General features: G+C 61.8%; 21 protein-coding genes and 1 tRNA gene. 15 read left to right on the forward strand and 7 right to left on the reverse strand.

What is annotated here, in order from left to right:
• Positions 1 to 83 precede the first annotated feature (83 nt).
• The gene (gene purT, locus ISX93_RS14060; protein WP_195779370.1) at positions 84 to 1265 is read left to right on the forward strand and encodes a formate-dependent phosphoribosylglycinamide formyltransferase; all 1182 of its coding nucleotides are present in this window, start codon (positions 84 to 86) and stop codon (positions 1263 to 1265) included.
• Entirely contained in the window at positions 1262 to 1993 is a 732-nt protein-coding gene (locus ISX93_RS14065) for an SGNH/GDSL hydrolase family protein (RefSeq protein WP_195779371.1), read from the forward strand. Before purT ends, ISX93_RS14065 begins: the two co-directional genes overlap by 4 nt.
• On the opposite strand, the gene ISX93_RS14070 is transcribed toward ISX93_RS14065, so the two are convergent.
• Together ISX93_RS14070 and ISX93_RS14075 are read right to left on the reverse strand one after the other, a co-directional pair.
• On the reverse strand, positions 1967 to 3253 hold the full coding sequence (locus ISX93_RS14070) for an HlyC/CorC family transporter (protein ID WP_195779372.1): 1287 nt from the start codon (positions 3251 to 3253) through the stop codon (positions 1967 to 1969). The genes ISX93_RS14065 and ISX93_RS14070 overlap by 27 nt on opposite strands.
• Before the next feature lie 9 nt (positions 3254 to 3262).
• Positions 3263 to 4063, reverse strand: coding sequence for a cytochrome C assembly family protein (locus ISX93_RS14075; protein ID WP_195779373.1), 801 nt, complete (start codon positions 4061 to 4063; stop codon positions 3263 to 3265).
• A 140-nt stretch (positions 4064 to 4203) separates the two neighbouring features.
• On the opposite strand from ISX93_RS14075, the gene ffh reads away from it, so the two are divergent.
• The 5 genes from ffh (at position 4204) to rplS (ending at position 7660) form a co-directional block, all read left to right on the forward strand.
• Positions 4204 to 5580: a signal recognition particle protein gene (gene ffh / locus ISX93_RS14080; protein WP_195779374.1), complete on the forward strand. Its 1377-nt coding sequence runs from the start codon at positions 4204 to 4206 to the stop codon at positions 5578 to 5580.
• A 136-nt stretch (positions 5581 to 5716) separates the two neighbouring features.
• Entirely contained in the window at positions 5717 to 5968 is a 252-nt protein-coding gene (gene rpsP / locus ISX93_RS14085) for a 30S ribosomal protein S16 (RefSeq protein WP_195779375.1), read from the forward strand.
• Positions 5969 to 5975: 7 nt separating this feature from the next.
• Entirely contained in the window at positions 5976 to 6512 is a 537-nt protein-coding gene (gene rimM / locus ISX93_RS14090) for a ribosome maturation factor RimM (protein ID WP_195779376.1), read from the forward strand.
• Positions 6513 to 6517: 5 nt separating this feature from the next.
• On the forward strand, positions 6518 to 7270 hold the full coding sequence (gene trmD, locus ISX93_RS14095) for a tRNA (guanosine(37)-N1)-methyltransferase TrmD (protein ID WP_195779377.1): 753 nt from the start codon (positions 6518 to 6520) through the stop codon (positions 7268 to 7270).
• A 39-nt stretch (positions 7271 to 7309) separates the two neighbouring features.
• Complete coding sequence (rplS, locus tag ISX93_RS14100) at positions 7310 to 7660, forward strand: 50S ribosomal protein L19 (RefSeq protein WP_195779378.1); 351 nt, start codon at positions 7310 to 7312, stop codon at positions 7658 to 7660.
• 72 nt (positions 7661 to 7732) lie between these two features.
• Here the strand turns inward: rplS and ISX93_RS14105 are convergent, their stop codons facing one another.
• A complete protein-coding gene (locus tag ISX93_RS14105; RefSeq protein ID WP_195779379.1) occupies positions 7733 to 8131 on the reverse strand; it encodes a DUF4870 family protein in 399 nt (132 codons plus the stop codon).
• 134 nt (positions 8132 to 8265) lie between these two features.
• Here ISX93_RS14105 and xerD point away from each other — a divergent pair, with 134 nt between their 5' ends.
• The 7 genes from xerD to ISX93_RS14140 all read left to right on the forward strand — a co-directional run bounded on the left by xerD (position 8266) and on the right by ISX93_RS14140 (position 15838).
• Positions 8266 to 9162, forward strand: a complete 897-nt coding sequence (gene xerD / locus ISX93_RS14110; RefSeq protein WP_195779380.1) for a site-specific tyrosine recombinase XerD — start codon at positions 8266 to 8268, stop codon at positions 9160 to 9162.
• A 92-nt stretch (positions 9163 to 9254) separates the two neighbouring features.
• A complete protein-coding gene (locus tag ISX93_RS14115; protein WP_195779381.1) occupies positions 9255 to 9980 on the forward strand; it encodes a thioredoxin fold domain-containing protein in 726 nt (241 codons plus the stop codon).
• Positions 9981 to 10095: 115 nt separating this feature from the next.
• Positions 10096 to 11400, forward strand: a complete 1305-nt coding sequence (locus ISX93_RS14120; RefSeq protein WP_195779382.1) for a homoserine dehydrogenase — start codon at positions 10096 to 10098, stop codon at positions 11398 to 11400.
• 26 nt (positions 11401 to 11426) lie between these two features.
• Complete coding sequence (gene thrC / locus ISX93_RS14125) at positions 11427 to 12836, forward strand: threonine synthase (RefSeq protein WP_195779383.1); 1410 nt, start codon at positions 11427 to 11429, stop codon at positions 12834 to 12836.
• Positions 12837 to 12955: 119 nt separating this feature from the next.
• On the forward strand, positions 12956 to 14200 hold the full coding sequence (locus ISX93_RS14130; RefSeq protein WP_195779384.1) for a C69 family dipeptidase: 1245 nt from the start codon (positions 12956 to 12958) through the stop codon (positions 14198 to 14200).
• A gap of 73 nt (positions 14201 to 14273) precedes the next feature.
• Positions 14274 to 14909, forward strand: a complete 636-nt coding sequence (gene can / locus ISX93_RS14135; protein ID WP_195779385.1) for a carbonate dehydratase — start codon at positions 14274 to 14276, stop codon at positions 14907 to 14909.
• Positions 14906 to 15838, forward strand: coding sequence for a DMT family transporter (locus tag ISX93_RS14140; protein WP_195779386.1), 933 nt, complete (start codon positions 14906 to 14908; stop codon positions 15836 to 15838). The genes can and ISX93_RS14140 overlap by 4 nt, the downstream gene beginning before the upstream one ends.
• Positions 15839 to 15847: 9 nt before the next feature.
• Here ISX93_RS14140 and ISX93_RS14145 read toward each other — a convergent pair whose 3' ends face one another.
• The 4 genes from ISX93_RS14145 to ISX93_RS14160 all read right to left on the reverse strand — a co-directional run bounded on the left by ISX93_RS14145 (position 15848) and on the right by ISX93_RS14160 (position 20579).
• A complete protein-coding gene (locus tag ISX93_RS14145) occupies positions 15848 to 16390 on the reverse strand; it encodes a DUF3087 family protein (RefSeq protein WP_195779387.1) in 543 nt (180 codons plus the stop codon).
• 131 nt (positions 16391 to 16521) lie between these two features.
• Positions 16522 to 16598: transfer RNA gene (locus ISX93_RS14150), tRNA-Met, on the reverse strand.
• A 109-nt stretch (positions 16599 to 16707) separates the two neighbouring features.
• The gene (locus tag ISX93_RS14155; RefSeq protein ID WP_195779388.1) at positions 16708 to 18201 is read right to left on the reverse strand and encodes a wax ester/triacylglycerol synthase family O-acyltransferase; all 1494 of its coding nucleotides are present in this window, start codon (positions 18199 to 18201) and stop codon (positions 16708 to 16710) included.
• Positions 18202 to 18500: 299 nt separating this feature from the next.
• Complete coding sequence (locus ISX93_RS14160) at positions 18501 to 20579, reverse strand: carboxy terminal-processing peptidase (protein ID WP_195779389.1); 2079 nt, start codon at positions 20577 to 20579, stop codon at positions 18501 to 18503.
• Positions 20580 to 20709: 130 nt separating this feature from the next.
• Here ISX93_RS14160 and ISX93_RS14165 point away from each other — a divergent pair, with 130 nt between their 5' ends.
• Entirely contained in the window at positions 20710 to 21672 is a 963-nt protein-coding gene (locus tag ISX93_RS14165) for a zinc-binding dehydrogenase (protein ID WP_195779390.1), read from the forward strand.
• Positions 21673 to 21677: the final 5 nt, after the last annotated feature.

The following is a 21677-nucleotide window of genomic DNA, read 5'->3' on the forward strand; positions in this document are numbered from 1 at the left end:
CTGAGCGGCCGTCGATAGAGCCAACCCTTCCATCCGGTGCTGGCTGCAGTGCCGGAAACACTTTCAGGCTGAGGAGCATCCGTATGTTGCGTATTGGAACCCCCTTGTCACCCACCGCGACCCGGGTCCTGCTGTGCGGTGCTGGCGAGCTGGGCAAGGAGGTGGTGATCGAACTGCAGCGCCTGGGCTGCGAGGTGATTGCCGTGGACCGCTATGCCAACGCCCCGGCCATGCAGGTGGCGCATCGCAGCCATGTGCTCAACATGCTCGACGGTCAGGCCTTGCGTGCGGTGATCGAGCAGGAAAATCCGCATTACATCGTGCCGGAGATCGAGGCGATTGCCACCGATACCCTGCTGGCTCTGGAGGCCGAAGGTTTTACGGTGATCCCCACGGCGCGGGCGGCCAGTCTGACCATGAATCGCGAAGGCATCCGGCGCTTGGCGGCAGAAGACCTCGGTCTGCCGACCTCGCCCTATTACTTCGCCGACACTTACGACGAGTATGCAACTGCTGCGCAGAGCCTCGGTTATCCGTGTGTGGTCAAGCCGATCATGAGCTCCTCCGGCAAGGGCCAGTCGGTGCTGAGGTCGGCTGCCGATCTGCGCGGGGCCTGGGACTATGCCCAGGAAGGCGGCCGGGCCGGCAAGGGGCGGGTGATCGTTGAAGGCTTCATCGACTTCGATTATGAAATTACCCTGCTCACCGTGCGGCATGCCGGCGGTACCACCTTCTGTGCGCCGGTCGGGCACCGTCAGGTGCGTGGTGATTATCACGAGTCCTGGCAGCCGCAGGTCATGAATGCCGATGCCCTGGCCGAGTCCGAGCGCATCGCGCGCGCAGTCACCGAGGCGCTCGGCGGGCGCGGGCTGTTTGGTGTCGAGCTGTTCGTCAAGGACGAGCAGGTCTGGTTCAGCGAAGTTTCACCGCGTCCGCATGACACCGGGCTGGTCACGCTGATTTCGCAGGACCTGTCGGAGTTTGCCCTGCATGCGCGCGCTATCCTCGGCTTGCCGGTACCGCATGTGCGCCAGTTCGGCCCATCCGCTTCGGCGGTGATCCTGGTGGAAGGCGAGTCCCGTGCGGTCAGCTTCGGCAACCTGCAGGCGGCCCTGGCCGAGCAGGACACAGCGCTGCGGCTGTTCGGCAAGCCGGAGGTCAGTGGCCAGCGCCGCATGGGCGTGGCACTGGCCCGGGATGAATCGATCGAGCAGGCTCGGCAGAAAGCCTGTCGGGTAGCGCGGGCGGTGCAGGTCGAGCTGTGATCCGCCTGGCGACGCTTGGCTGGTGGCTGTTGTTGCTGATTCTGCTACCGGTTTTGCTGGTACAGGCTGTGTGTGCCCGGCGCCGGGCGATCCGGCTCGAGCCGGCGGCTGGTGCGCAGGCCGGCATGGCGGGGCAAGGGTGCGGCGAACCGCTGCGCGTGCTGTTGCTGGGTGAGTCCACGGTGGCGGGTGTGGGGGTGACCAGTCAGCAGGAGGCGCTGGCGGGCCAGTTCGCCGCGCAGTTGGCCCGGCGGATCAGGCGGCCGGTGGCCTGGCAGGCGCTGGGTGAAAACGGCATAGCCGCCACGCAAGCCTGTGAACGCCTGCTGCCGCAGGTGGCGGATCGGCAGTTCGATCTGGTGCTACTGGTGTTTGGCGTCAACGACACCACGCATTTCACGTCACGCCGGCGCTGGCAGACGGCACTGGCGACGCTGGCGCAGCCTTTCAGTGGCCCGGAATGCATGGTGGCGTTCACTGCCGTGCCGCCAATCCAGCATTTCTCCGCGCTGCCCTGGCTGTTGCGCCGCCTGCTGGGCTGGCGGGCGGCACTGCTCGACCGGCACATGGCTGAAGTGGCGGCGCAACTGGGGGCAGAGCATTGCCGGGTGGCGCTGGAATTTACCCCGGGATATCTGGCAGTGGATGGTTATCACCCTTCTGTCCGTGGCTACCAGGTCTGGGCCGAAGGTTTGTGCGAGTTACTCGGCGGGCGTTTTTGCGACTGAGCGTTTGCCGGCCTTCCAGGCCCGTACGCGGGTAACACGGCTTTCGTTGGCTTCCAGGATCTCCAGGCGGTAGGGGCCGATCTGCAGGCAGACACTGCTCTCCGGAATGCTTTCGAGTGCTTCGGTCACCAGCCCGTTAAGGGTTTTCGGGCCATCGCAGGGCAGCTGCCAGTCCAGTTGGCGGTTGAGGTCGCGCAGGTTGATTGCGCCTTCAATGATGAAGGTGTCGTCGCCCTGGGGGGCAATCTCGCCGGGTTGTGACGGGTCCTGCACGGTGAATTCACCGACGATCTCTTCAAGAATATCTTCCAGGGTGGCAACCCCGATGACTTCGCCATACTCGTCGACGACGATGCCGATGCGGCGTTTCTGCTTCTGGAAGTTGATCAGCTGGGTCGACAGCGGAGTGCTTTCCGGCACGAAGTACGGTGGTTTGCAGGCTGCCAGCAGGTCATCCTTGGTCAGCTGGTTCTGGGCCAGCAGGCGGGCGATCTGGCGCATGTGCACCACGCCTTCGATCTGGTTGATGTCGCCACGAAACACCGGCAGGCGGGTGTGCGAAGAGGTGCGCAGCAGCTCAATGATCGCTTCCAGCGGGTCGTCCAGGTCGATCCCGCAGACCTCGTTGCGCGGGATCATGATGTCGTTGACGGTGACCGTTTCCAGATCCAGTACGCTGAGCAGCATGTTCTGCCGGTTGACCGGTAGGTGTCCGGACGAGTCGCGCAGCACGCTGCGCAACTCATCGGTGGTCAGGTTGTCATTGTGCTTGCTGGACGGGTCAAGGCCGAACAGGCGCAGCAGGCCGTTACTGATGCCGTTGAGCAGCCAGACCAGCGGATAAATAAGCTTGAGTAACAGCGAGAGGGGCAGGCTGACCGGATACGCCACCGCCTCCGGGCGCAGGGCTGCAAGGGTCTTGGGGGCAATTTCACCGAAGATCAGCAGTATGAAGGTGAGCAGGAGGGTGGCGATGGCGACCCCGGTATCGCCCCAGAGCTGCAATGCCAGAACGGTGGCCAGCGATGACGCCAGGATGTTGGCAAAGGTATTGCCGATCAGGATGGTGCCGAGGAGTCGGTCCGGACGACTCAGCAGCGCGCTGACGCGCTTGGCGCCATGGTGGCCCTGTTTGCTCAGGTGCCGCAGGCGGTAGCGGTTGAGGCTGAGAATGCCGGTTTCCGAGCTGGAAAAGAACGCCGAGCAAATGATCAGGAAAATCAGCAGGCCGATCAGGTAGCCAGGGTGTAACTCATCCACGGTATTGGCCTAGATATGCAGAATGAATTCGCGAACCAGCTTGCTGCCGAAGTAGGCCAGCATCAGCAGGCAGAAGCCGGCGAGGGTCCAGCGGATGGCTTTATGGCCGCGCCAGCCAAGTTGCTGGCGTCCCCACAACAGCACACCGAACACCACCCAGGCAAAGCAGGAGAGCAGGGTCTTGTGGGCCAGGTGCTGGGCCAGCAGGTCTTCGACAAACAGCCAGCCGGAGAGCAGGGAAAGCGAAAGCAGCCCCCAGCCGGCCCAGAGAAAGCCGAACAGCAGACTTTCCATGGTCTGCAGCGGTGGAAAGTTTCTGATCAGGCCGGACGGGTGCTTGTGCTTGAGTTGATGATCCTGAACCAACAGCAGCAACGCCTGGAACACGGCGATGGTGAGCAGGCCATAGGCCAGGATCGAGAGCACGATGTGCGCCAGAATGCCGGGTTGTTCGTTGATCGGCTCGCTGGTGCCGGATGGCGCAAACTGGGCCAGCAATACCGTCAGCAGGCCCAGCGGGAAAAGCAGCAGCAGCAGGTTCTCAACCGGCATGCGCTGATAGGCCAGCAGGGTCAGCAGAATGACCGCGGCGGCGATCAGGCTCGAAGCATTGAAAAAGTTGAGCGCCAGGCCGTCGGGAGTAATCAGTTGCAGATACAGGCACAGCACCTGCACGGCCAGCGCTGAAACACCCAGGCCGGCGAGGCGGAGGCGATCGGGCGCGTTGCGCCGGAGCAGCTGGGCACCCTGGTAGGCAGTGGCGGCGGCATACAGGCTGGCGGCTAGCAGGCTGGAATAAAGAGGAGGCATAAGTCCGGGGTGGTGCGTTGTAAAGAGCCTCAGTGTGGCATACATCCTGCCGCTCACGAAAGACCGCCGGCGGTGTTGGCGCCTGCGGCTCTTGGGTATACTTGCGGCTTTGCCGTAGTTCCGCTCGCTAAGGAGCCCGCATGTTCGACAATCTCACAGATCGCCTGTCGCAGACCCTGCGCCATGTCACGGGCAAGGCCAAGCTCAGCGAAGACAACATCAAGGAAACCCTGCGTGAAGTGCGCATGGCCCTGCTCGAGGCCGATGTGGCACTGCCGGTGGTCAAGGATTTCGTCAACAGCGTCAGGGAGCGCGCCGTCGGTACCGAGGTATCGAAAAGCCTGACCCCGGGACAGGCCTTCGTAAAGATCGTGCGGGCAGAGCTCGAGCAGCTGATGGGGGCCGCCAACGAAGACCTGCAACTGAATGCCACGCCGCCGGCGGTGATCCTGATGGCCGGTCTGCAGGGTGCCGGCAAGACCACTACGGTCGGCAAGCTGGCGCGCTTCCTCAGGGAGCGCAAGAAGAAAAGCGTGATGGTGGTTTCTGCGGACATTTACCGTCCGGCGGCGATCAAGCAGCTGGAAACCCTGGCCGCCGAAGTGGGCGTCACCTTCTTCCCGTCCGATCTGAACCAGCAACCGGTAGCCATTGCCGAGGCGGCGATTCGCGAGGCGAAGCTGCAGTTCATCGACGTAGTGCTGGTCGATACCGCCGGTCGCCTGCATATAGATGCCGAGATGATGGGCGAGATCCAGGCGTTGCATGCCGCCATCAAGCCGATCGAGACGCTGTTCGTGGTCGACGCCATGACCGGTCAGGATGCCGCCAATACCGCCAAGGCCTTCAACGAGGCGCTGCCGCTGACCGGGGTGATCCTGACCAAGGTTGACGGCGATGCGCGGGGTGGTGCCGCCCTGTCGGTGCGGGCGATCACCGGCAAGCCAATCAAGTTTCTCGGCATGGGCGAGAAGAGCGATGCGCTCGATCCGTTCCATCCTGACCGGATCGCCTCGCGCATTCTGGGCATGGGTGACGTGCTCAGCCTGATCGAGCAGGCTGAGCAGTCGCTGGATCGCGACAAGGCCGAGAAACTCACGAAAAAGCTGAAAAAGGGCAAGGGCTTCGATCTGGAAGACTTCCGTGATCAGCTGCAGCAGATGAAGAACATGGGCGGTCTGGGCGGCCTGATGGACAAGTTGCCGATGATGGGCGGCGTCAATCTGGCACAGATGGGCAATGCTCAGGGGGCTGCAGAGAAGCAGTTCAAGCAGATGGAAGCGATCATCAACTCCATGACGCCGCTGGAGCGGCGTGACCCGGAAGTCATCAGTGGTTCGCGCAAGCGGCGCATCGCCATGGGCTCCGGCACCCAGGTGCAGGATGTCGGCAAGCTGATCAAGCAGCACAAGCAGATGCAGAAAATGATGAAGAAATTCACCGCCAAGGGCGGCATGGCCAAGATGATGCGCGGCATGGGCGGCATGCTTCCGGGAGGTGGCATGCCGAAGCTGTAAAGCTGGTTTCAGATGGCTGGCAGGAAAAAGAGCTTTGCATCCGGCGGCATAATCCTTAAACTACGCGCCCTTTCGGGGCCCTCAAGCCTCGGCGAATATCCCGCTAGCAAAGCACTGACTATAGGAACGAAGCCCAATGCTAACCATCCGTCTTGCCCGTGGTGGCTCCAAAAAGCGCCCTTTTTACCATATCTCCGTGACCGATAGCCGCAATGCGCGCGATGGTCGTTTTAAAGAGCGTGTTGGGTTCTTCAACCCGGTTGCTGCTGGTGCTGAAGTGCGCCTGTCGGTCAATCAGGAGCGTGTGAGCTACTGGCTGAGCCAAGGCGCACAGCTCTCGGAGCGCGTTGCTCAGCTGTTGAAGGAAGCGGCCAAGGCTGCTGCCTAAGCACTTTATGAGCGCATCGCCTGCAGCTGCCGAGGATCTGATCGTTCTCGGCAAGATTTACAGTGTGCACGGCGTGCGTGGTGAGGTGAAGGTCTATTCCTTTACCGACCCGATTGACAACCTGCTCGACTATCCGCGCTGGACACTCAGGCGTGATGGTGAAAGCCGGCAGGTTGATCTCGCCAGTGGCCGCCCGCAAGGCAAGTTTCTGGTAGCAAAGATCAAGGGACTTGATGACCGCGAAGAAGCTCGCAGCTTCGCGGGCTTTGACATTTGCGTGCCGCGCAGCCTGCTGCCGGCGCTGGATGACGGCGAGTTCTACTGGTATCAGTTGCAAGGCTTGAAGGTCATTGACCTGCAGGGGCAGTTGCTCGGCAAGGTCGACCACCTGCTGGAAACCGGTGCCAACGATGTCATGGTGGTCAAGCCGTGTGCCGGCAGCCTGGATGACCGCGAGCGGCTGCTGCCCTATACAGGGCAGTGCGTGCAAGCGGTTGACCTGCAGGCAGGGGAGATTCGCGTCGACTGGGATGCGGATTTCTGAGCGGCATGAAAAGCCTGCAGGTTGAAGTCATCAGCATCTTTCCGGAGATGTTTGCGGCCATCAGCGAGTACGGTATTACCAGTCGTGCGGTGAAGCAGGGGTTGCTGCGGTTGACCTGCCGCAATCCGCGCAGCTACACCGAAGACCGGCACCAGACCGTGGATGATCGTCCGTTTGGCGGCGGCCCCGGGATGGTGATGAAGATCGAGCCGCTGGAGCGCGCGCTGGCAGATGCCAGGCAGGCTGCAGGGGCAAAGGCGAAGGTGATCTACCTGTCGCCACAAGGACGCCGTTTGACGCAGGCGGCCGTCCGTGAGCTGGCAAGCGAGGATGCTTTGATCCTGATTGCCGGACGTTATGAAGGCATTGATGAGCGCTTTATTGAAGCGCATGTCGATGAGGAATGGTCGATTGGCGATTACGTGTTGTCCGGCGGTGAGCTGCCGGCAATGGTGCTGATTGATGCAGTAACGCGGTTGCTTCCGGGGGCCCTGGGCCACGCGGACTCCGCTGAGGAGGACTCCTTTACGGATGGCCTGCTCGATTGCCCGCACTACACCCGACCCGAGGTGTATGCAGGCAAGCGTGTTCCTGATGTGCTGCTCAGTGGCAATCATGAACATATCCGGCGCTGGCGCCTGCAGCAGTCCCTGGGACGTACCTGCGAACGCCGTGCTGATCTTCTGGATAGCCGCTCGCTTTCTGGAGAAGAACAAAAGCTGCTGGCGGAATACCTTCGCCAGCGGGACGATAGTTAACGTATCGATGGCAGGCCGCGCCTGTCTTAGGAGCACAGCATGACCAACAAGATCATTCAGCAGATCGAAGCTGAGCAGATGAGCAAAGTGATTCCTCCTTTTGCCCCGGGTGACACTGTCATCGTTCAGGTAAAAGTGAAGGAAGGCGACCGTCAGCGTCTGCAGGCGTTCGAAGGCGTGGTAATCGCCAAGCGTAACCGTGGCCTGAACAGCGCCTTCACTGTGCGCAAGATCTCCAACGGTGTTGGCGTGGAGCGTACTTTCCAGACTTACTCGCCGCTGGTTGACAGCCTCGCCGTCAAGCGTCGCGGTGACGTACGCAAGGCCAAGCTGTACTACCTCCGCGAACTGTCCGGCAAGGCAGCACGCATCAAGGAGAAGCTGGTTTAAGCCGCTTCCCCTGGTCCAGAAAAGCAGCCTCCGGGCTGCTTTTTTTATGTCCTGGATCCGGCAGCGCCGGGCTCAGGGAATGCTGCGCTGGTCGTTGAGTGCCAGCCAGCCGCGGCAGATGCGGTAAACCACCCAGACGGTCAGGCCGATGAGGATGGCGATGGTCAGCGGCAGGCCGATCACGGTGAACGCCAGCACCACGGCTAGCAATAGCCACAACAAGGCGAACCAGAACGTGCGGATCTGCCAGTCGAAATGGCTTTCCAGCCAGCTGCCGCGGGTTTCACTGCGTTTGGCGTAGTTGAGAATCACCGCAAGGATGGATGGCAGGCTGCCGAGGAAAGAACCAACGATTGTGGCACTACCGACGATCCCCGTGATGATGGCAAAGGCATGCAGGGCATAAATGATGTGGGTGAGGGTGATCAGGCTGGTGTCGGGGGCTGGCGTGTCCAGCGGGTTCTCGTGCATGTGCGCCTCGTTTGCTGGGTTCAGGTTGACGGTTGCGCGGTTGCGGCCGGAGTGAGTCGGCTGAGCAAGATTCTGGTGCAGGGCCATGACCCTGTGAAAGACTGTCGCCACCAAGCTGATTGTGCAGTGCCTTCATGACTCCATGTGCTCATTCTTGTATCGACGAGTTTCTCGACAGCCTCTGGCTGGAAAAGGGGCTGTCGGCGCATAGCCGCGATGCTTACCGCTCGGATCTGGAACTGTTCAATGCCTGGCTCCTCGAACGTGGTCTGGAATTGCCCGGCGCCGGCCGTGAAATCATTCTCGATCACCTGGCTTGGCGCCTGCAGGGTGGCTACAAGGCGCGTTCGACGGCACGCTTTCTGTCTGCCTTGCGCGGCTTCTACCGCTATCTGCTGCGCCAGGGACGTATCGCCGAAGATCCGACCCTGCAGGTCTCCATGCCGCAAATCGGCCGGCCGTTGCCCAAGTCGCTGAGCGAGGCCGATGTCGACGCACTGCTGATGGCGCCAGAGGTTGCCGAGCTGCTGGGCCTGCGTGACCGCGCCATGCTGGAAGTCCTCTACGCCTGCGGCTTGCGGGTAACCGAACTGATTTCGCTGAGCCTGGAACAGGTCAACCTGCGCCAGGGGGTGCTGCGGGTGTTTGGCAAGGGCAGCAAGGAGCGCCTGGTGCCGCTGGGCGAGGAGGCGATCGCCTGGCTGCAGCGTTATCTGCAGGAGGCGCGTCCGCAGTTGCTGGGGGGCAAGCCGAGCGACGTGCTGTTTCCCAGCCAGCGCGGTGAGCAGATGACCCGGCAGGCCTTCTGGCACCGCATCAAGCTGCATGCGCAGGTAGCCGGAATCGCCAAGGTGCTTTCCCCGCACACGCTGCGGCATGCTTTCGCCACTCATCTGCTTAACCACGGTGCCGATTTGCGCGTGGTGCAGATGCTGCTCGGGCACAGCGACCTGTCGACCACCCAGATCTATACCCACGTCGCCCGCGCGCGTCTGCAGGACCTGCATGCCCGTCATCACCCGCGTGGCTGACCTGTAATCTGCCGTAACCATCTGCCGGGAACCACGGCAGGGTTTTGGGTGCTGGTGTGGTAGGCTTTGCGGCTCAATCAGAGGAGTTTTTCATGCGTTTTCTACCCCTGTTTGCCGGCCTGGCGCTGGCGTTTTCCACCGCAATCGTCCATGCCGCAGATCCGGACCAGGCCATTCGAAAAACCCTCAAGACCATCCAGCCAGACCTGCCGATCGAGGCCATTGCCGAGAGTGCCATGCCCGGTTTGTTCCAGGTCCAGCTCAAGGGTGGGCGTCTGTTGTACGCCAGTGCCGACGGGCAGTTCCTGCTGCAGGGCAATCTCTATCAGATGCAGGACGGCGATGTCGTCAACCTGACCGAAAAGCATGCCAGCACGGCGATTGCGCAAATGCTGGAAAAGGTTCCGGTTGCCGAGATGGTGGTGTTTGCCCCGGAAAAGCCGAAAACCCACATTACCGTTTTCACCGACACCGACTGCGGCTACTGCCAGAAACTGCACGCCGAAGTGCCCGAACTGAACCGCCTGGGTATCGAGGTTCGCTACATGGCCTTCCCGCGCCAGGGGATCGACAGCCACGGCTACAACACCCTGGTCAGCGTCTGGTGCAGCAAGGATCGCCAGGCGGCAATGAATCTGGCCAAGGCGCGCAAGGAAGTGCCGGCGGCCACCTGTGACAATCCGGTGGCCAAACAGTACGAACTGGGCCAGATGATCGGGGTCAATGGCACACCGGCGATTGTCCTCGCCGATGGGCAGCTGATCCCCGGCTACCAGCCGGCTCGAGAGCTCGCCGAGTTGGCCTTGAAGGCCAAATAACACGTGCCTTGGCGCCGATTTGACGTAAAATCGCCGGCTTCGTAATGTGCAGACCTTCAATCAGCGGCCGGGCATTGCCCGGCCGCTTCGTGCAGAGATGATGGAGAGCTTCAGCGTGAAACCGGTCAAAGTGGGCATCTGTGGTCTGGGTACCGTCGGCGGTGGTACTTACAATGTACTCAAGCGCAATGCCGGGGAGATTGCCCGCCGTGCCGGGCGTGGTATCGAGGTTGCGCAGATTGCTGCCCGCCGACCCAATTCGCGTTGCGATACTTCCGGCACGCCGGTCACCGCTGACGTTTTTGCGGTGGTCAATAATCCCGAGGTCGACATCGTCATCGAGTTGATTGGTGGCTACACGGTGGCCCGCGAAGTGGTCATGCAAGCCATCGAGAATGGCAAGCATGTGGTGACGGCCAACAAGGCGCTGATTGCCGTACACGGCAACGAAATCTTCGCCAGGGCGCGCGATAAGGGCGTGATCGTCGCTTTCGAGGCCGCCGTGGCCGGCGGCATCCCGGTGATCAAGGCGATTCGCGAGGGGCTGTCGGCCAATCGCATCAACTGGCTGGCCGGGATCATCAACGGGACCGGCAACTTCATCCTCAGCGAGATGCGTGAAAAAGGCCGGGCCTTTGCCGATGTGCTCAAGGAAGCCCAGGCGCTCGGCTATGCCGAAGCCGATCCGACCTTCGACGTCGAGGGCATCGATGCCGCGCACAAGCTGACCATCCTGGCGTCCATCGCGTTCGGCATTCCGCTGCAATTCGACAAGGCCTACACCGAAGGCATCACCCGGCTGACCAGCGCCGATGTGACCTATGCCGAAGCATTGGGTTATCGCATCAAGCACCTGGGCGTGGCGCGCCGCACCGACAAGGGCATCGAGTTGCGCGTGCATCCGACGCTGATTCCGGCCGACCGTCTGATCGCCAATGTGAATGGCGTGATGAATGCGGTGATGGTGAATGGCGATGCTGCCGGCTCGACCCTGTATTACGGTGCCGGCGCCGGCATGGAGCCGACGGCTTCCTCGGTGGTCGCCGATCTGGTCGATGTGGTGCGGGCAATGACCACCGATCCGGAGAATCGCGTACCGCATCTGGCGTTTCAGCCCGACGAGCTGTCCGACCACCCGATCCTGCCGATTGCCCAGTGCGAGAGCGCCTACTATCTGCGCGTGCAGGCCAAGGATCACCCGGGCGTGCTGGCGCAGGTGGCGAGCATCCTGTCCGAGCGCGGCATCAATATCGAGTCGGTGATGCAGAAGGAAGCCGAAGAACACGATGGCCTGGTGCCGATGATCCTGCTGACCCACCGGGTGGCCGAGCAGCGCATGGACGATGCGATTGCGGCCCTGGAAGCTCTCGATGACGTGGCCGGCCAGGTCATGCGGATCCGTGTTGAGCAACTGGCTTAAGTACTAAATCAGGAAAGGCGAACAGCATGCGTTATATCAGTACCCGTGGCCAGGCACCGGCCCTGAATTTCGAAGATGTCGTGCTGGCCGGCCTGGCCAGCGATGGCGGCCTGTACGTGCCGGAAAACCTGCCGCGCTTTACCCAGGAGGAAATTGCTTCCTGGGCCGGGCTGCCCTATCACGAGCTGGCTTTCCGGGTGATGCGCCCGTTCGTTGCCGGCAGCATCCCGGACGCCGACTTCAAGAAGATTCTCGAAGAGACCTACGCGGTATTTGCCCACAGCGCGGTGGCGCCGCTGCGCCAGCTGAACGGCAACGAGTGGGTGCTCGAGCTGTTCCACGGCCCGACCCTGGCGTTCAAGGACTTCGCCCTGCAGCTGCTCGGTCGCCTGCTCGACTACCTGCTGGCGCGGCGCAACGAGCGCGTGGTGATCCTCGGCGCCACCTCCGGCGATACCGGCTCGGCGGCGATCGAAGGCTGCAAGGCCTGTGACAATGTCGACATTTTCATCATGCACCCGCACAACCGCGTGTCCGAGGTGCAGCGCCGGCAGATGACCACCATCCTCGGCGACAACATCCACAACCTCGCCATCGAAGGCAACTTCGATGACTGCCAGGAGATGGTCAAGGCCAGCTTCGCCGACCAGGGCTTCCTCAAGGGCACCCGGCTAGTGGCGGTCAACTCGATCAACTGGGCGCGGATCATGGCCCAGATCGTCTACTACTTCCACGCGGCCCTGCAGCTTGGCGGTCCGGCGCGCTCCATCGCCTTCTCGGTGCCGACCGGCAACTTCGGCGACATCTTCGCCGGCTACCTGGCACGCAACATGGGCCTGCCGATCAGCCAGCTGATCGTCGCGACCAACCGCAATGACATCCTGCACCGCTTCATGAGCGGCAATCAGTACGTCAAGGACACCCTGCACCCGACCCTGTCGCCGTCAATGGACATCATGGTCTCGTCGAACTTCGAGCGCCTGCTGTTCGACCTGCACGGCCGCAATGGCGCCGCCATCGCCCAGTTGATGGAGACCTTCAAGCAGGGCGGCGGCTTCAGCGTCGAGCAGGACCGCTGGACCGAGGCGCGCAAGCTGTTCGATTCGCTGGCCGTCAGCGACGAAGAGACCTGCCAGACCATCGCCCAGGTGTATGCCGAGTGTGGCGAGCTGCTCGACCCGCATACCGCGATCGGCGTGAAGGCCGCCCGCGAGTGCCGGCGCAACCTGGCCACGCCCATGGTCATCCTCGGTACCGCACACCCGGTCAAGTTCCCGGAAGCGGTGGAGCAGGCCGGGATTGGCAAGGCTCCCGAGTTGCCGCCACATCTGGCCGATCTGTTCCAGCGGCCGGAGCGCTTCAGCGTGCTGGCCAATGACCTGCAAGCCGTGCAGGGCTTTGTCGCGGCCCACGGTAACCGCGGCAAGCCGCTCTAGGTTCGGTTGTTCAATGCAAAGGCCAGTTACCCTTGCGGGGCTGGCCTTTTTTCATGCGGCAGTGGACCCGCCGGCCAGGCCGTGCAAACTGGGGCAGACTGAAATCGGGAGAGCCGTTCATGTGTGACACTCTGGTCCTGCGCCAGCAGGGCGTCAGCTGGCTGGCAAAGAACAGCGACCGCGAGGCGGCCGAGCCGCAGCGGCTGATCCGCCTGCCAGCCGTGCGCGGCGATACGGCGCGGCAGGTACGGGCAACCTATGTCGAGGTAGCCCAGACGGCGGATCGGCATGCGGTCATTCTCAGTCAGCCGAGCTGGATCTGGGGCGCCGAGATGGGCGTCAACGAACACGGCCTGGCGATCGGCAACGAGGCGGTATTCACCCGGCTGACCGCGAAAAAGGGCGAGGCGCTGCTCGGCATGGACCTGCTGCGCCTGGCACTCGAGCGCGCCGCAACTGCGCGCGAGGGTATCGCGGTGCTCACCGAGCAGCTGCAGCGTTACGGGCAGGCGGGGGCCGGCGGCTACCGCGACAAGCAGTTCCGCTATGACAGCAGTTTCCTGCTGGCTGACCCGAACGAGGCCTGGGTGCTGGAAACCGCGGGCAAGCTGTGGGCGGCCAAGCGGGTGGAACGCTGGGCGATTTCCAATGCCCTGAGCCTGGGGTGCGAGTTCGACCTGAGCAGCCCGGACTTGCCGGGTGAGGCCCGGCGCCTGGGCTGCTGGAATGGCCGGGGGGACTTTCACTTTGCCCGCGCCTTCGATACGCGCCTGCTGCCCTGGATTGGTGGTGCGCATCAGCGCCGGGCGCTGAACCAGCAGTTTCTCTCGAGCTGTCCGGCCACTGCTGGCTGGGGCGAACTGGCCGCTGCCTTGCGCAATCATGGATCCCGGCATGACGATTTCGAACGGCATAACAACCGGCAGGTGTGCATGCACGCCGGGCGCATCTGGCGGCCCTCGCAAACCACCGCCAGCCTGATTGCCCGGCTGGCGGCGGATGGGCCGCGCATGGCGGCGACTGCCACGTCCGCGCCCTGCATGAGCCTGTTCCAGCCGCTGGGCTTTGCCGAGGGTGCGGGTGCCGATTTGCTCAGTGCTGCCGCGCAGCCACTGGAACAAAGCCGCTGGTGGCGCTTCGAGTCGGTGCATAGGCGGGCGCTGGGTGATGCGGAGTTTCGTCAGGCGCTGCAAGCCAGTCGCGATCTGCTGGAGCCGCGCCTGCTGGAGCAGCTGCAACTGACCGAACCGGACTGGCCGCGGCTGCAGCAGGAGGCGCAGGACTGGCATCGGCACTGGCAGCAGCTTGCTGAAGCCAGGCCGCCGGTGCTCAATCGCTGGTGGCAGCGCCAGGCGCAACTGTGACCGGGCCGGCAACCGGCTTGTCAAAGCGGCGATGCCTTCGTAAGGTGCAGAGAGTCAGACAAGGAAACCAAGAATGAGCGATTTGCAGGAGTTGATTGATAACAATGCCCGCTGGGCCGAGTCGATCAAGGAAGAAGATCCGCAGTTTTTCGCCAAACTGGCCAGCCAGCAGGTTCCCGAGTTTCTCTGGATTGGTTGCTCGGATGCGCGGGTGCCGGCAAACGAGATCGTCGGTCTGTTACCCGGTGATCTGTTTGTCCATCGCAACGTGGCGAATGTGGTGCTGCATACGGATCTCAACTGTCTCTCCGTTATCCAGTACGCGGTGGACGTGCTCAAGGTAAAGCATATTCTGGTGACCGGGCACTATGGTTGTGGTGGCGTTCGCGCCTCCATGCAGGATGTTCAGCTGGGCTTGATTGATGGCTGGATCAGATCGATTCGCGACCTGTATTACGAGCATCGGGATCATCTGTCCCAGTTGCCTGACGAGGAGTCGCGGGTTGACCGTCTCTGCGAGTTGAACGTGATTCAGCAAGTAGCCAACGTCAGTCACACCACGATCATACAAAATGCCTGGCAGCGCGGTCAGTCGCTGTCGATTCACGGCTGCATCTACAGCATCAAGAACGGCATCTGGAAAAGTCTCAACGTCACCATCGACAGCATCAATCAGGTTCCGTCGCAGTACCGCCTGCGCGCGCCATGACCCTGTTGCGTGCGACCTCCAGCGGCTCAGGCCTGGCATGGACGGGTCTGGTGCTGGCGAGCCTGTTCTGGGCCGGTAATGCCCTTGTTGCGCGTGCTTTTCATCAGGTCATACCGCCGATGAGCCTGGCCTTCTGGCGCTGGGTGTTGGCCCTGATCCTGTTGTTGCCGTTTATCGCTCGACCGCTATGGCGGCAGCGCGAGTTGCTGCGCAAAGCCTGGTGGCAGCTACTGATACTGGCCGCCCTGTCGATTGCCGGCTATAGCGCCATGCTCTACCAGGCAGCGCAGACCACTACGGCGATCAACATGACGTTGCTCAATACCTGTTTGCCGCTGGTGTTGTTTCTGGGGGCTGGAATCATGCTCGGCGAGTGGCCTGAGCGGCGCGCCTGGTGGGGCATGCTGCTGGCTGCGGGTGGTTTGCTGGTCCTGATCAGCAGCGGCAGCTGGAATAATCTGCTGGCCCTGCAGTTCACCCGTGGCGACCTGTGGATAATGCTGTCGATTGCGGATTGGGCGCTGTATTCGCTGTTGCTGCGGCGCTGGTCGGCCAGCCTGGCTGGGATTGCTTCGCTGCACTTGCTGGGCCTGCTGATTGCCCTGGGGATACCCATGTTGTTGCCGTTCTATCTGCTGGAACTGGCACGCGGTGAAGTGTTTGCCCTGTCCGCCGCCAATCTGGCCGCGATTGCCTACACGGCGCTGTTTGCCTCGCTGTTTGCCTATCTGGCGTGGAATTACGGGATCAAGGTGCTCGGGGCATCGCGTGTGGCCCTGAGCAATTACCTGATGCCGGTGTTCGCCGCCATCCTCAGCTGGCTATTGCTGGATGAAGCGTTGCAGGGCTTTCACTGGGTGGGTGCCGTGCTGATTTTCGGCGGCCTGCTGGTGGCCAACTGGAAGCCCCGGCACAAAGCGGTTGTCTGAGCCCGGCGACTAGGTTGGGGTACGGCTGGCTGCAGCCTGCTTTACCGCTGCAATCCAGGCGGGATTCAGGCACGGCTGGTCGGTGTCCAGGCCGAGTGCCGCCATGCGCTGGCAGTGCTCTTCACTTTCCCGGGACAGCTGGCCGAGGTCGCTGGAGTTACCATCCAGCAGATGCATCTGCGCCATGCCCAGATGGTAGAAACGCAGCAGCTTCAGCGCATCCGGCGCGTTGGCGGACACGCCGCTGCTGACGTGGTGCATGACGTTGGTAATGCGCATCAGGCTGCGCTTGAGCTGCCAGCCATAGATGGCTGCGGCCATCCAGGGTTGCGCGAGAAACCGGTAGCGCACCAGGCCCAGCGTCAGCCCGAGCCCGAGCAGCACGCCGCCCAGGTTCCAGCGAAAATTATCGCCTGCGGCTTCGCCGAACAGCGCCACGGCAGCATTTGCCAGCAGCATGGCCAGCAGGGCGAAAGTCGCGACGATGATCAGCGTGCTGCGGCGTGTTTGTCGGCGATAGGCCAAGGGATCCCACGGTCTGATCTCGAACATTGCGGTGTGACTCCCTCGGTACACTGAAACAAACCTTGGGCGCATTATCCGCCAGGGCAGTGCATGCCGGTTGGCTTTATCGCAGTCCAGAAACAACAAAGGCCTACCCGAAGGTAAGCCTTTGATTTGTCTGGTAGCAACGAGTGGACTTGAACCACCGACCCCAGCATTATGAATGCCGTGCTCTAACCAACTGAGCTACGTTGCCATTTGTGGCGCGCATTATTCTAGCGAGCCCTCTTTGTGTCAACCCATTGCGCCGAATTTATCCTGACTTTCAACTGCTTAGGCCCTGGTTCTGGACGCTCCGGCGGGGCTTACGCCGCAGTGCTAACGGTACGTCTTTTTCGCACTGGTTTCTTCGCCGCCTGTGCTGCCGGGTCCGGCAGCTGATCGGCGGCGATCAGCAGTTCACTCCACGATTCGTTCATGCAGGCCAGCATCAGGCCGGGATCCGGCAGCATCTTGCGGCAGGAGACCATGGAAACCCACATCACGCCGTTGTAGCTGATGCCGGTGAAATTCAATCCGCCACCGTCTGCCGGGATGCTCACCGGATACATGCACATGGCCTTGGCGCCCGCCAGGTAAATTGGCTTGTCCGGGCCGCGCACGTTGGAGGTGGTCATGTTGATCGTAGGCAGGATCAGGTTGTTCAGCAGCACGTTGACCAGCATGGATGGCAGCACCTCGAAGAGGTTCTTCAGTACATCCAGCCCAACTTTTTCGGCGCGCGTTTTGCTTTCCTTCGTCGCATGATGCACGGCCTTCAAGCGCTCGATCGGGTCGGCGATGTTCGAGCAGACGCTGACCGGTATGCCGCCGACATCGTTGCCGCCACTTGAGGCGTCGGTGCGCAGGGAAATAGGCATCAGCGAGGTCAGCGACTCTTCCGGTAGTTCGCCCTTGCGCTCGAGGTACTTGCGTACGGCACCAGCGGCGACGCTGATGAAAATGTCATTCAAGGTGCTGCCGGGCACTTTGTTGCGAATACGCTTGATGCGTGACAGCGGCATGCCAAACCCTTCCATCACGCGATTGCCGGACACTTTCTCGCTGAAACGGGTATGGGGGGCGCGGGGTGGCAGCAGACCCTTGAGCATGTTGGTGATGGAACCGGCATCCATCTCGTCAAGGTGACCGAGCTGCTTTCTGCCGGCGGCGAGCAGCTTGAGGGCGCTACTGGCGGAAAGTCGGGCAAGCTTGCCAATTCGGCCAACGCTATTGGCCACCGAGCGAGTGAGCAGTTCATAGGTTGATGGATTGTATTCGCCAACGATGGTCGGACGGATATTGACAGGATGCAGCTGTTCGGGGGTTTGCGTGTGCAGTTGTGTCAGCAGGTGCACTGCGGCCATGCCGTCGACCACGGCGTGGTGGATCTTGAGGAAGATTGCAAAGGCCCCCTTGGGCAGGTTGGGTATATTGTCCAGGCCCTCGATCACATATACCTCCCACAGGGGACGGGTGCGGTCCAGCGGGCGTGAGTGCAGGCGGGCTACCTGGATCATCAACTGGCGCCAGTCGCCCGGCTCTGGCAGGGCGATGTGGCGGATATGGTATTCCACATCGATCAGCGTATCGGCAACCAGATAAGGACGATCCAGGGCAAAGGGCGCCGTGGCCAGGTGGCGACGGAAGACCGGGTGCAGGTACAGGCGCTCCTCGAAGTGCTGGAGGATATCCTTGAAGCGCACAGCACCGCCGGGAGCGGTTGTCACGTCATAGATCAGCATCACCCCGACATGGTTGTACACATTGCCGCGCTCGGCAAACAGCGAGACGTTATCGGCGCCGGATAGCTGATCCATTGGACACTCCTTGAATGTGCGGTACCTGAAGGCACTTGCCGGGTATGGTCTGGACACTCGGTTGACAGGGTTTCAGGATGAAGTCCTGCGCAAAGGAATGCACAACCGGGCATGTTTTTTCATGATAAGTGACGATTGTGGCGGCCGCTATCGACCGCGGCTGTTTCTGCTGTTTATTCGGCAATGGAGTCGGGCAGGTGCGGTAAAAAGGCAGAGAACCGCAACTGTGTCGCGCGGGCAACAAAAAGGCCGGTAGTGATTGCCGGCCTTCTGTCATGTGGAGAGCTTGGCTGAGGTCGTCAGTGCGCCGCTACCGCTGAGCTCAGGCCCAGGTAATCAAGCAGGATGCGCCCGGTTTCGGTGAGGTAGGCGTCATCCTCGGGCTTGATCTTGTCCTCGGTTGCCGGCAGGGCGTCCTCGTCTTCTTTCTTCAGTTCTTTCAACGCAACTTCACCCTTGGCCACGCGGCGGTTGTTCTCCAGGGCCAGCTGCCGGGCATCCAGGTCTGCCTGTTGGGCGCGGCGCTTGCTTTCGTTCAGGCTGACTGACGTTTCGAGCATGAGTTGCTTAGACAGTTCCAGGCGGTCGCGGGTAAACACGAAATCCGGGTTGTTGTCGGTGCGTTGCGCGTGGCGGGCAGTCAGTTCGGCGATGAATGGTTTGAACGGGTCGCTCTTCGGGTCGATGACCGCATCGATACGATCCCAGGGCATGGAGTCATCCAGGGCGCTTTCGCCAATTTCCTTGGTGTCGAGAACCGACGGATAGGCAATGTCGGGAATTACACCCTGATGCTGCGTGCTCTCGCCGGAAACCCGGTAGAACTTCGCCAGGGTCAGCTTGAGCTCACCATGGTTGAGTGGTTGCACAGTCTGCACCGTGCCTTTGCCGAAGGTCTGGCCGCCGATGACCAGTGCGCGGTGGTAATCCTGCATGGCGCCGGCAAAGATCTCCGAGGCAGAAGCCGAGAGGCGATTGACCAGCACGGCAAGCGGGCCGCTGTAGAAGATGCCTTGCTCTTCGTCGGCCAGCACATCGACGCGGCCGTCGCTGTTGCGCACCAGTACGGTCGGGCCCTGGTCGATGAACAGCCCCGTCAGTTCGGTAGCTTCCTGTAGCGAGCCGCCGCCGTTGTCGCGCAGGTCGAGGATCACGCCATCGACTTTGTCTGCCTGCAGTTCGCCGAGCAGCTTTTTGACATCGCGGGTAGTGCTCTTGTAGTCCGGATCGCCATCACGATAGGCCTTGAAGTCAAGGTAGAAGGCCGGCACGGTGATCACGCCGATGCTGTAGTCGCGACCAGCGTGGTTCAGCTTGATGATCGACTTGCTGGCGGCCTGGTCTTCCAGCTTCACCGCCTCGCGGGTGATGTGCACGATCTTGCTGGTATCGTCATTCGGTGCGTTGGTGGCAGGGATGATTTCCAGGCGCACAACCGAGCCCTTGGGGCCACGCACCAGCTTGACCACCTCATCCAGGCGCCAGCCGATCACGTCGACTATTTCGCTGTCGCCCTGGGCGACACCAATGATCCTGTCCGCCGGGGCGACCTGCTTGGTCTTTTCCGCCGGGCCCGCCGGAACCAGGCGCACGACCTTGACGTATTCGTTGTCGGTCTGCAGCACGGCACCGATGCCTTCCAGCGACAGGCTCATGTTGATGTCGAAGTTTTCCGCGCCTTCCGGGGAAAGGTAATTGGTATGCGGGTCGTAGGTTTGCGCAAAAGCATTCATGTAGGCCTGGAAGATGTCTTCTCCCTGGGTCTGCGCAATGCGGTTCAGCTGGTTCTGGTAGCGCTTGCTCAGCAGCTTCTGAATCGCCGCGGGGTCCTTGCCGGCAATCTTCAGGCGCAGCACTTCATCCTTCAGGCGCATGCGCCAGAGGTCATCGAGTTCGGCGTTGTCCCGTGCCCAGGGCGCCTTTTCCCGGTCTATCTGCAGGCTCTCGTCAACCGTGAAGTCGATGCTGTCGACGCCCTTGGACAGCTGCTGCAAGGCAAACTGCAGGCGTTCCTGCTGACGCAGCAGATAGACCTTGTAGATAGCGAAGCCGGGCTTGAGGTTGCCGCCCTTGAGGAAGTCATCGAAATTGCTCTGCCAAGGATCGAACTGGGCAATGTCCTGGGCAGTGAAAAAGCTGCGCGAAGGGTCGAGCAATTTCAGGTAGCTCTGGTAGATCTTGACCGAGCGGGCATCGTCCAGCGGTGGCTTGTTGTAATGATGGCGCTTGAGCAGTTCAACCATGTTCAGGCTCGCGATCACCTGCTCGCGTTCAGGCTGCAGGGTCTTCCACTGGTCGGGCAGCGCGGTGGCTGCCAGCGTCAGGGCGCTAAACAGGAGGGAAATGCTGAAAATGCTGACGGAAAGTGTGCGTTTCATGCTGATTCGACTTGAGTATTGGTATTGACGCATATTAAGACGTTTATGCGCGGCTGCGGGTTCCATTGAACCTGTGCAAAAGACCGATTAATTCTGAGTGAGCCTTTATGAAGGGCACTATGGAGGCAGCGTGAGGGCATTGCAAGGCGTTGAAGGGCGGCCGGAGTGGGCTGAATCTGCGGTGCCGCCTTGTGACATCGGGCAGGTCCGTATCCATGTCGCGGCTGCCGGGCTCAATCGTGCCGACCTGCTGCAGATAGCCGGCCACTATGCTCCGCCAGCAGGCACGAGCACGGTGCTGGGGCTCGAGTGTTCAGGTGTTATCAGCGAGGTGGGCGCCGGCAGCAGGTGGCGGGTGGGGGATCGCGTTTGCGCCTTGCTGGCCGGTGGTGGCATGGCGCAGGAAGTGGTGGTGGATGCCCTGCATGTCTTGCCGGTGCCTGACGGCATCAGCCTGCCCGAGGCGGCCGCCTTGCCGGAAGTCTATGCCACTGCCTGGCTCAACCTGTTCCAGTTGGCGCGGCTCGAGCCGGGTGAAAAAGTCCTGCTGCACGCCGGGGCCAGTGGCGTCGGTTCTGCCGCGATTCAGTTGTGCAAGGCTTTCGGTAGCCCCTGCTGGGTCAGTGTCGGTTCCGTCGAGCGCCTGAACTATTGCCTGGAACTGGGCGCTCAGGGTGGCGTATTGCGCGGTGAAGCCATGCAGGGGCTGCGCGACTTTGCCCCCTTTGATGTGATTCTTGACCCGGTGGGCGGCGGTTACGCGGCACTCAACCTGCAATTGCTGGCACTGGATGGTCGCTGGGTGAACATCGGGCTGATGGGCGGTCGCCATGCCGAGCTGGATTTTGCCCAACTGCTGCTCAAACGGGTGCAGCTGACCGGCTCGACCCTGCGCAATCGCGATGACTCGTTCAAGGCCGGGCTGCTCGCCGAGCTCGCGCGGAATGTCTGGCCGTTATTTGCCGAGGGCCGGCTCAAGCCGCAGTTGCAGCAAAGCTTTGCGGCGGTGCAGGCCGAAGCGGCGTTTGCCGCGCTGGCGAGCAACGCGGTGAACGGCAAGCTGGTGCTGGTGCTGGATGACAGCCTGGTCTGAGCCGG

Source organism: Pseudomonas sp. N040 (assembly GCF_015637705.1).
In the GTDB taxonomy this organism is placed as follows: domain Bacteria; phylum Pseudomonadota; class Gammaproteobacteria; order Pseudomonadales; family Pseudomonadaceae; genus Aquipseudomonas.